Consider the following 10271-nt stretch of genomic DNA (forward strand, 5'->3'; position numbering starts at 1 on the left):
GCGTCCTTCGTGCATCCACCAGGCCCCAACAGGTCGAACACCCACGATCAGGACCAACAGCGCATCTCGACAGGCGAGAACGCTTCAGCCCTGGGTTGTGGATTTGCCGGTGCGGCGGTCGATTTCGCGCAGGACGACGAGGTCCTTCTTCGTGCGGGCCATCGACGTGAGCTTCTCGGAGGTCCAATAGTGGAATGCCTTACCTGAGGCGCGCATGCGGTGCACGCGCCTGTAGAGAGAGACTGCGACGGACGTCCGGCCGTCAGGCAGAGCCCGCGCCAGGACCCTCAGGCTCATCCCGGAGGTCGCGCCTTCGACGGCGGCAGCACCCTGCTCGGCGAGGGCGTCGTCGACATACTTGATGTAGAGCAGGGTGTGCTCGGTGTTCTCGGGCATGGCGGTCTCCCCGGGGATAATGCAATGGCTTCGGCAGTGAGACTCCCGGCGCTGCCTTGCAGCGCGCTGCCCGCGCCTTATCCGATTCCGCCTACCCCAATTCGAACCGCTGTCGGTCCATTCGGGATCACCTACGACGCAATATCCTTCGTGCTGATGGCGCTGATACGCATGGCACTGCCTCTACCCCCGCAATCCTCTCCTCGCACATTTCCGGATCAGAGGGTCTCCGCCCACGTGATCATCTCGTGGCGGAACCAGGCCCTTTCCACGGGCTGCAGGGTCTCCCAAAACTCCTTCAGCTCCCTCGGGTGGAGGTACTTGCCCAGAACGCTGAAATATCCGATCATGCGGCCGAGGGTAGAGTTGTCCGGGCCCAGCATGAACGCGGACAGCTGCTGCAGTTCCTCGTCATGTTTCATCCTCGATCCACCGCGTGAATCCTGACCCTTGGTTCAGGGCGGGGTTCTGGTGTCTGTTTCGGGTCTGGGCAGCGAGGTGTGCCGGGTGGCCGTCCGGGGCGGGTTCTCCGAGGTCTTTCCTGGTGGTGGGCGGGTGGGTGGCCGTGGGGTTCAGGTGAGCATGCGCTGTCCGGTGGCGGCCCACAGGTCGGCGAAGTCGTCGGTCCAGCGCCAGTGTTCGGGCAGATGGAGTACGACTCGTCGGCCCGGACGGGCGATCCGGGCGGGGACGTTGATGAGGTGGCGGCGGATGGTTCCGGTCCGTGCCCGCGCGTGGAAGGTGGAGGCGAGGTGGCCGGCGGCCCGGGTGAGGTTGTAGGCCGCGGCGGCCAGGGTGAGCCAGGCGGCGTTCGCGGTGAAATTCCCCGAGGGAAGGTGCCCGAGTGCGGAGTCCTCGAGATCGGCGAAGACCTGTTCCACTGCGGCGTGTTCGCGGTGCATGGGCTCGGCCTGGGCGAGGGTGAAGCGGCTGTCGGTGAAGATCACATGGTGGCGCCAGACGGCGAACAGCTCGCTCTGTCCCTCGGGCACGGTCTTGGGGTTGAGGCGCTTGACGCGGCGGACGATGAGCCGGGCGGTGGTGTGGAACGCCTTCCTCTTGCTGGTGAACGCGGTGAAGTCGATCTCGGCGATCTCGGCGTCGGAGATCCATCGTTCCTCGTCGGCGTCCCAGACTGCCGCGGTGTACTTGATCGGTGTCCAGGCGTCCTGGTCGATGGTCTCGATCGCGGCGCGGATGGACTTCTTCACCGCGACCGCCAGGGAGAAACGGGCCCCGGCCGCCCGGCAGACGGCGACGACCTTGTGGGAGAAGTACGCCGAGTCGGCGCGGACGACGATCTGTGCGGTGATGCCCATCGCCCGTACCGTCGCCAGGGCCTCGCGCAGCAGCGAGGCGGCTCCCTTGCCGGAGTTCGACGAGCCCTTGCGCAGCCGCGTGGCCACGATCACGGGGGCGCAGTGGGCGGTCTTGACCGTGACGATCTGGAAGTGCAGGCCGCGGACCTTGGTGTAGCCGAACGAGGCGCCCTGCTTGGCCGACCCGTAGACCTGCTTGACCTTGGAGTCGATGTCCACGAACACCACCTCGTCCCCGGTGGGCACGAACCCGGTGTGCGCGGCCAGATTGCACACGAACGCGCGGGTAGCCGACTCGAGTTGCCGTACATGTCCCCAGGTGAACGCGCGCAGGAAGGTTCCCAGCGTGGACGGGGCGCGCACCCCGCCGAACAGCTTCGCCAGGCCGCCGTGCCGCAGCACGTCCAGATCATCGATCGAGTCCGCGCCGGCCACCATGCCGCCCACGATCGACATGGCCTTGGCATCGGGCGCCGTGCCCGCCCCGTTGCCCGCGCCGGTCAGCTTCACCTTCTCCGCGATCAGCGCGGGCAGGTCACACCGCTCGGCCAGCCGGATGGCCGGCGCCAGTCCGGCGTGGGCGATCAGGTTCGGCTCGTCGGCGGCCGCGAACAGCTCCGCCGGGGAATGAGAGAGAATCACTTACGAGGTGCCTTGCTGTTCGGGTCTGCTGGAAGCGTGAGAACTCCCATCGTCCCAGGCCAGCGGGCACCTCTTCACATCTGGAGCCGTCCGAACCGATCGTCACGCGGTGAATCGAGGTTCATCTGACCGTTCTTGACGTCAGCGCTCATTTCCTCATTTCTCCCAGTCGGCGAGCTGCGGATCCCTCTTGACCGTGATTCATCGGACTTCTCTGTGCACAGGACGATAGGTCCCATGCGGCCGTAGCCTTCAGCAATCTCGAAGGCGACCCTGGCGGCTCCGACATCGCGCTCGGGCAGTGCAGTCCCCGGAGAGCTCGTCTCGCTCCGACGTCTTGGAGCACGGGTGGCAGGACACGGGCCCCAGCTCCGGAACGGAGCCGCGATGGACCAACCGGCCACGAGCCGCAGCGGCAGTCACGGCGCCGCAACTCAGTAACTCCCGCGAGCCGCCGTGCGGGCCTACGTTTCGGCGTCGCGGGCGGGGATGGTGGCGAGGATCTCGGCGGCGCTCGCAGCCCTGGCGAGGGGCTTGGTACGGGCGGGGTCGGCGTATAGGGTCCACACGTCGCCGCCCATCCGGGGCCGGTAGGAGAGCTGCCAGAACCGGCGGTTGGCGTAGCAGATCTGCCAGGAACGCGGGCCGGACGGATGCGCGCTCACACCGGCCGGAAGGTCCGGCAGTTCCGGCGCGGGACCGAACGCGCGGTCTATGTAGGCGAGGTGTTCGGCGGTCGGCACGATGGCGACGCGCACCGTGTGCGGCCAGCGGTACCCGTCGGGCAGCATCGACGCCCACTCTTTCCACTGCGCCTCGCTCGTCGCGCTGCCGGTGTACGGCTCCCAGGCCGCACCGCGCGCGTAGTTGAAGCCGAGCCGCATCAGGTGCCACCCGGCGGCGATCTTCAGTCCTTCCGTGTTCGCGCCGTCGGTGATGGCGTTCAGGTAGATCCCGACTGGATCGTTCTCCCGACCGGCTGGGCCGCGCTCCGTGAGCGGGATCATGCGGCGCTCGGTCGTGCTGCCCTCGGCTGTCATCAGCCGCAGCGTGGCGCCCCCACCAGCGAGTGGGTACGCCATCCGGACTTCCGCGACGGTCGGCAGTGCGGCAAGCTGACCCGCGCGCAGGCGCGCCAGCCTCTCGTCGCCGGTGACCGACACCTGGGAAGGCTCTGCACCTCCGGCGGCCGGACGCCGCGCGGCGCTGTGCGCACGGGTGCCCTGGTCGCGAGCCGCCGGCGCGGCCCTCTCGCGCTGGGTGGCCACGTGCCCGACCGCGAGCGCGAGCACACCCTTACGGGTCGTGCTCCGGCTGCCGCACTGCCGCCGCTCTCCGCCGACTTCACGCACCTGCCAGAACAGCATCCCGTGTTCCGAGACCTGGTAGGCGGCATACGTGGCTTGTGGGAACCCTCGGCCGTTGAGGGTCTCGCCGGGCAGGTCGAACAGCCAGCCTTCTACGCCGTACTCGGCGCCCTGCGGCGCACGGTCGTTGGTCGGCGTGTAGCGGCGATAGGAGCGGGTGACGATCTCCCGCACAATGCTGCGGACCGTGGTGGTAGTCATGCTCTGGGGTTCCTTCCAGATTGCTGCCGTGGTGACCGCACGCCGGCCGGCATGCGGTCAGTGCCCAGTCCCACCTCGAACGGGGCGGGACTGGGCAAAAGCCCCGGACACGGGGGCACCGCGGTGTTAGAGCGGAGGACAGCAGAAATCATCGGCGCACACGTGAGCGTCGGCCGCGACCTCGTCGGCGGCGCGCTTGCGCTCGCGCTCAGCCACGCGCTCCTCGGTTCGTGCCACACACCGCGCGTTGTCGCACCGACTGCGCCCGGTGACCCCGTCCGTGGACCGGTCATAGAGGGTGATCAGGCCGGAGTCTCCACACGAGCCGCACAGCGGCTCCGGAGCGTGCGGAGTACCGCCGGACACGCACGGCAACGAGGCCAGCGCCCCGACGAGGTCGACCTTCCGGCCTCGGGCGATCTGGGCGTCCGGAACCGCGATGCGGAAACCGCCGGCCGGGTAGCCCGGGTGGTCGGAGAACACCACGGCACACATCCAGGAGCCGGAGTGGAGCTTGCGCGGCAGCCGCTCCACCTCGACCCCCTCGGGCAGCGTGTCCTCGCGGAACTCGATCGGAACGACGACGAGGCGGTAGGACCGGTCAGCGTGCGGCTGCTGCCAGGGCAGTTCGACGAGCAGGTCCTTGGCCCACTCGTCGATGGTCACGGGCAGGGTGGACAGGTAGTGGTTCAGTGAGCCTTCGGGGGCCTGGGCCAGCCGGGCGCGCTCCTGCTCTTCGGTCTCGATGAAGTTGATGCTGCTGAGGAAGCTCATGATGGCGAGTTCTCCTGAGGTCCGTGCTTGGTCGCGGCGCTACGGCGCCATCGTTGGTCTCCGTGCGTCTCTGTTCAGCTGTCTGGACCGGTACAGGTTCGACGTGTCCACGTAGTCCAGATCCGTTGAAGAAGGTGCCCGGCCCGGGCGTGGTGAAGGTGCCGCCGGTCACCAGGGCGACACCCGCCGAGCGCCCCCAGTCCGGAACGCAGTCGCGGCGCATGTGCTCCGTCTGTCAGGGTTCAGTGCCCCCGGGAGTCTGGCTCAGGGCTGCACTCCTGACGCGGACGTGGTCTTTCGAAGACCAGACCGGATCAGCTCCGCTAATCACGCAGGAAAGGGGAGAACCCCGCCCGGCGAGCATCATCATGCTCAGTAGGCGGGGGCGGGGAAAGTTCGCGGGAACACTGCCTGCACACGCAGGTAGGCCCCGCTCAGCTACGGCTGGATGCTGCCGTCCGGCACGAGGATTGTGATCTGGTCCCGGTACAATTGCTGGCCGCCGTTCGAGAAGAGACTGCTCAGGCTTCCTGCGTCCGCGCCTTCCTCGTCGGATCCGATCTTCAGCCGAATTCTGTTGTGCGGGTCGCCGGTGTAGCTCGGCATCGACGGGCTCGACCGTGCAGCGCAACCGCTCAACGCGCGGCGTCTGGTCTGCTGCGCTTGGCCGGATGACTCGGACCGTGATGTCGTTGGTGATCGTCGACCCACAGGAACGACGGCTGAGCTATGCGCTCCTCTACCGACACGCTTCTGCGCACGACGACGTCGTGGTCTTCGATGGTCGTGTAGTCGTAGGTGCCGGTGTTCTGAGTTGCCTTGTAGTAGGAGCCGTCAGCTTGTGCTTTGTGGTCTGGTCCGGTCGCGTTCGATGATGCTCTCGGGGCGTCGGACGGTTTTGCCCACGTCGTAGCGGGTGGCGGGTCGCTGGCAAGGTCCAGGCCGCAGCCGTCGAAACCCAGCGGTGGAGGACCGCCGTGTGGGCGGTACCCGCGTGAGGTAGCAGTGGCTCAGTGACATCGTCTATCGGTCGGGGCCCACCAGCCCTGCTCGATGACCCGGCTTGGTTTCGGTGCAGTACATCGACTGCTCGTAGAGGCGGTATGCCATGTCAGCCGATTCGGCATTGGTCCGGTGGTCGGCCGCCACGCTGTTGTCACCGGCCATGTGTGCGTGGACGCTCGTGAGAGCGAACCGGCGCTGCCACGGGCCTTGCTCGACGGAGACGGATTGGATCCGGCCGACGGGGGCCACCGTCGTGACGTTGCGGAGGAAGAAGCCTCGCCAGGCGGTGAAGTACCCGTTGTCGAGGCGGTACCCGAGCGCTTTGTGGAAGGGCGTGACCTTCCGTGCTTCGAGGGGTGCAGGGATTGGTTCGTTCGGGTGAGGTACGGCGCCGGGGCCGAGGAGGTGGATGACCATCTTCTCGGCGACAGCGCGGGGGCAGACGGGTACCAGGAGGCCGGGGGCAGCGGCGCCAGCGACGGCGACCTTGACCTTGACCCAGTCGAGCCTCCGCCACAGGAACGGCTGGTGGATCTCGATGGAGGCGACGCGGGAATCCCGGTAGGTGTACTGCTGCGTGTCGAACATGCCGTAGTCGGTGCGGTAGCTGCCCTCGGCGGTGCGGGTGACGGACCATCCGGTGTAGACGAAGAGCCGTTTGCCGCTCAGCCGCCAGACCTTGGGAGCGAAGGCGATCAGGGTGGAGAGCGTGAGCAGTTCACCGGAAAGGACATACGGAAGGACACCGAACGTGACGAGGGTGAGAGACCAGATGTTAGTGCGGATGTCTAGAAGGAGAGAGAGCACCAGGTCCTTCGCCTTCACCCCGTAGAGCTTCTCCTCGCCGGCGTCCTCGGCGAGGATGCGGGCCTTTAGCGTGCGTGCCTGGTTGAGGGTGAGGTAGGACAGAGTCATCGTCGTGCCGGACATCACGACGCGGAGAGTGCAGACGCCGATGAGCCGGCCGAGAAACGGCCGGACGATGTCGACGCTCTGTACGTGGTCGAGGTCGCAATGACGCCGGACCTTCAACAACAGACCGCTGCGGTATCCAAGGGTGTCGCCTTCGAGGCTGTAGTGGCTGTGCCGCCAGGCAGCGACGAACAGGCTGACAACCCCTCCGATGAATGCTGCCACGATGGCACAGGCTGCCCACACGGAGATGTCGATCGCTCCCTTGGTGCCGGAGGTTCCGACACTGAACAGGTCGCGCTGGCCGTAGGCCAGGGTTGCCATCGCGACAAGAACGGCCCAGCTCCGTCTCAACGGCGTGACAGGGTGGAGTCGGCCTTGGAGCGGATGGGTCATACGGGCAGCCTCCGCTCACGGGCGAGCTCGGTGAGCCGGTCGCGCAGGTCATACGCCGTCTGCGGATCAACGTCTTCGACGGCCTCGCGGCCGGCCGCACTGCTGATGGCGACGGTGGCAAGGCGGAAGCGGCGCTGGATGGGGCCGGAGGAGACATTCACCTCCTGTATCCGGGCGTAGGCCAGGACAGTGAGGCTACGGTTCAACAGTCCGGTGCGGATGTACAGTTCCTCGGCTCCCAGGTGATACCCGCGGAAGGTCCACACGGCCCTGATGCGGTTCCAGCGCCAGGTGTAGAAGGCTGCGGGGAGCAGGGCTACGAGCGCCATCCTCACGTCCCACCAGTCCAACATGTCGTGCCAGTCGCGAGACTTGGTCACCGACAGATAGATGGCACTGGTGACCGTGGCTCCCAGCGCCCCGAGCAGGGCGGTTACGCCGAGGACACCGAATGCGGTCGCGATACGGCTGACGCGGATGCTGCGCTCCGGGTGCCGAGTCAGCTCGACACCGCTGAGAGTGAACGGTGGTTCGGGTTGGATGCCATGGACCATGCGGTCGTCCTTCGTCTGGTTGGCGGCGTGTGGCGAGAGAGAACAGGTGCAGTGAGGGCGCGCCGGGCCTGCGCGTTGCAGGTGCAGGGAGTCTTCGCCATCTTCGAACGTGCTGGTCAGCGGGGACCTGGTGGAGTGACGGCGGTCAGTAGATACTCCCCGTAGGCGGCCACTTAGCGCCCCACTCATGGCCAAGGGTTTCCCCACGGACGGCCATATATCTCCCCGGACCTGGACCGATGCCGGTCGGCAAAGCTGGCCGGTGTGAAGAACAGCAGGGAGATCATGGAGATCCTGGAGGCATACGACCTCACGGGGAGTTACCGAGCGGCGGCCGAGCTGGCCGGCTGCGACCACCACACGGTGGCCCGGTATGTGCAGATGCGGGCCGAGGGCGCGAGCCCGACGGCGAGGCAGCACCGGGCCCGCCCGATCGACGAGTACCTGTCGAAGATCGAGGAACTGGTGGTGAACTCCCACGGCCGGATCCGGGCCGATGTGGTGCACCGGCGGATCACGGCGATGGGCTTCACAGGAGGAGAGAGGACCACGCGGCGGGTGGTCGCAGAGGTCAAGGCGAGCCTGCGGGCCGGATCGCGGCGGGTCTATCGGCCGTGGATCACCGAGCCGGGTCTGTGGCTGCAGTGGGACTGGGGTCACGGTCCGAAGATCGGCGGGCGGCAGACGCAGTTGTGGTGCGCGTGGCTGGCCTGGTCCCGTTTCCGGGTCGTCATTCCGGTGTTCGACAAGACACTGCCGACGATCGTGGCCTGCCTCGATGCCACGTTGCGGCGAATAGGAGGGGTGCCGGCCTATGCGCTGACCGACAACGAGAAGACGGTCACGACGACGCACGTCGCGAACATCGCGGTCCGCAACCCGGAGATCGTCGAGGTGGCCCGGCACTACGGGCTGACGATCCGTACTTGCCTGCCGGCCGACCCGGAAACCAAGGGCGGATCGGAGGCGACGGTGCGGATCGCGAAGGCCGACCTGGTGCCCACCAACGCCAATCTCCTCGAGCAGTACCCGACCTTCGGACACCTCGAGGCGGCCTGCCGGGACTTCTGCGACGAGGTCAACAACCGCGTCCACCGGGCCACCCGGCGCAAGCCCGCCGAGGTCCTCGCGGAGGAACGCCAGCGCCTGCATCCGCTGCCGAAGGAGCCGTTCGCGGTCGCGTTCGGCACCACCCGGCGGGTGAACTGGGACGCCACCATCTCGGTCGAAGGGGTTCGGTACTCGGTTCCGCACCAGCTGGTCGACACCCGCGTCTGGGCCCGCTTCAACGGGGACGAACTGATCGTCACCGCCGTCGGCGAGGACGGGCCGGCCGAGGTAGCCCGCCACGACCGCTCGACTCCCGGAAACCCGGCGATCAAGGACGAGCACTACCCGCCCAGAGAGAACAAGGAAGCGGACCGCACCCCTCGGGCGAACTCCGCCGAGGAGGCCGCCTTCCTTGCCCTCGGTCCCGGGGCGGCGTCCTGGCTGATCGAGGCCGGGGCCGCCGGAGCCCGCAGGATCAAGCCGAAGATGGCCGAGGCCGTCGCCCTGGCCAAGCTCCACTCCGTCGCCGATGTCGACCGGGCCCTTGGGACCGCGGCGATCGCCGGACGGTTCGCGGAGAACGACCTGATCCGCATCCTTACCTACCAGTCCGGCCTCGAGACGGTTGAGCCCACCCGGGCCTCCGAAGATCACAGCCTGCAGCCGGGCACCTCTGCCTGGTCGAAGTTCGGCATCGCCGATGAGAAGGAAGAGCACTGATGGCCACCCCGATCCGCACCGTCACCGGCACCCACGGCGACCCCCTCGCCGAGGCCATCGAGCTCACCAAGCGGCTGAAACTCCCGCACATCCGGCGGGCGTTGACCGACCTGATCCCCACCGCGAAGGCCCAGCGATGGGACCCGGCCGAGGTCGTCCGCGTCCTGCTTTCCGAGGAGGCCGCCGGCCGGGACGCCGCGAACCTCCGTACTCGACGCAAGCGGGCCGGCTTCCCCGCAGGAAAGACCTTCGGCGACTGGGACGAGACCGCCTCCTCGATCCCGCGGCCGACCCAGGACTCGCTGAAGATGCTCGAGTGGGTCACCCGCAAGGAGAATCTCTGCATCTGCGGGCCCTCCGGCACGGGCAAGAGCCACTTCACCGAGGCCCTCGGCCAGGCCGCGATCGAAGCCGGCATGACGGTCGCCTGGTTCACCATCGAGGATCTCGGAGCACTCGTCCGCCGCCACCGCGCCGACGATTCCCTGGCCCGGGCGATGTCCCGGCTGATCCGGACCGACCTGATCATCGTCGACGACATCGGGCTGCTGCCCGTCTCCCCAGACGCCGCCGAGGGCTTCTACCGGCTGGTCGATGCCGCATATGAACGGCGGGCGCTGGCCGTCTCGAGCAACCTCCACCCCTCGGGATTCGACGAGATCATGCCCAAGACCCTGGCCACGGCCACCGTCGACCGGCTCCTCCACCACGCTCATGTCGTGGTCACCCAGGGTGATTCCTTCCGGCTCAACCAGGCCACCAGCGGACAAGGGGTGATCCCCTTGCGCTGACCCGCCCACCAACAGCGGGGAGATATCTGGCCGCGGTTGGGGAAGATTCACGGCTCTGATCCACTTCTTGTGGTCGTATGACGTTGCGTTACGGCGCTCTGATCGGTTGACCGTTCGTGTGACTACAGCGTGCTCTCGACAGCC

11 protein-coding genes are annotated in these 10271 nt (G+C 67.4%); 3 read left to right on the top strand and 8 right to left on the bottom strand.

The window, feature by feature from the left end:
* Window positions 1-84: 84 nt before the first annotated feature.
* The 4 genes from ACFWP3_RS40610 to ACFWP3_RS40625 form a co-directional block, all read right to left on the bottom strand.
* A complete protein-coding gene (locus tag ACFWP3_RS40610; protein ID WP_384231748.1) occupies window positions 85-396 on the bottom strand; it encodes a hypothetical protein in 312 nt (103 codons plus the stop codon).
* A gap of 218 nt (window positions 397-614) precedes the next feature.
* Window positions 615-818, bottom strand: a complete 204-nt coding sequence (locus tag ACFWP3_RS40615) for a hypothetical protein (protein WP_384231750.1) — start codon at window positions 816-818, stop codon at window positions 615-617.
* Between the two features lie 150 nt (window positions 819-968).
* Window positions 969-2357, bottom strand: a complete 1389-nt coding sequence (locus ACFWP3_RS40620; protein ID WP_384231752.1) for an IS1380 family transposase — start codon at window positions 2355-2357, stop codon at window positions 969-971.
* Window positions 2358-2821: 464 nt separating this feature from the next.
* Window positions 2822-3925 carry a hypothetical protein gene (locus ACFWP3_RS40625; RefSeq protein ID WP_384231755.1) on the bottom strand — a complete coding sequence of 368 codons (1104 nt, stop codon included), beginning with the start codon at window positions 3923-3925 and terminating at the stop codon, window positions 2822-2824.
* On the opposite strand from ACFWP3_RS40625, the gene ACFWP3_RS40630 reads away from it, so the two are divergent.
* Entirely contained in the window at window positions 3924-4055 is a 132-nt protein-coding gene (locus ACFWP3_RS40630; RefSeq protein ID WP_384231769.1) for a hypothetical protein, read from the top strand. The genes ACFWP3_RS40625 and ACFWP3_RS40630 overlap by 2 nt on opposite strands.
* Here ACFWP3_RS40630 and ACFWP3_RS40635 read toward each other — a convergent pair.
* The 4 genes from ACFWP3_RS40635 to ACFWP3_RS40650 form a co-directional block, all read right to left on the bottom strand.
* Window positions 4052-4699 carry a hypothetical protein gene (locus tag ACFWP3_RS40635; protein ID WP_384231757.1) on the bottom strand — a complete coding sequence of 216 codons (648 nt, stop codon included), beginning with the start codon at window positions 4697-4699 and terminating at the stop codon, window positions 4052-4054. The genes ACFWP3_RS40630 and ACFWP3_RS40635 overlap by 4 nt on opposite strands.
* A gap of 438 nt (window positions 4700-5137) precedes the next feature.
* Window positions 5138-5305: a hypothetical protein gene (locus tag ACFWP3_RS40640; protein WP_384231758.1), complete on the bottom strand. Its 168-nt coding sequence runs from the start codon at window positions 5303-5305 to the stop codon at window positions 5138-5140.
* Between the two features lie 417 nt (window positions 5306-5722).
* Window positions 5723-7012 carry a PH domain-containing protein gene (locus ACFWP3_RS40645; protein ID WP_384231760.1) on the bottom strand — a complete coding sequence of 430 codons (1290 nt, stop codon included), beginning with the start codon at window positions 7010-7012 and terminating at the stop codon, window positions 5723-5725.
* Complete coding sequence (locus ACFWP3_RS40650; protein WP_384231763.1) at window positions 7009-7566, bottom strand: PH domain-containing protein; 558 nt, start codon at window positions 7564-7566, stop codon at window positions 7009-7011. The genes ACFWP3_RS40645 and ACFWP3_RS40650 overlap by 4 nt, the downstream gene beginning before the upstream one ends.
* Before the next feature lie 264 nt (window positions 7567-7830).
* Here ACFWP3_RS40650 and istA point away from each other — a divergent pair, with 264 nt between their 5' ends.
* Both istA and istB read left to right on the top strand, forming a co-directional pair.
* The gene (gene istA, locus ACFWP3_RS40655) at window positions 7831-9336 is read left to right on the top strand and encodes an IS21 family transposase (protein WP_384231765.1); all 1506 of its coding nucleotides are present in this window, start codon (window positions 7831-7833) and stop codon (window positions 9334-9336) included.
* Complete coding sequence (gene istB, locus ACFWP3_RS40660) at window positions 9336-10127, top strand: IS21-like element helper ATPase IstB (RefSeq protein WP_384231767.1); 792 nt, start codon at window positions 9336-9338, stop codon at window positions 10125-10127. The genes istA and istB overlap by 1 nt, the downstream gene beginning before the upstream one ends.
* Window positions 10128-10271: the final 144 nt, after the last annotated feature.

It is taken from the genome of Streptomyces sp. NPDC058525, assembly GCF_042719495.1.
Lineage (GTDB): Bacteria > Actinomycetota > Actinomycetes > Streptomycetales > Streptomycetaceae > Streptomyces.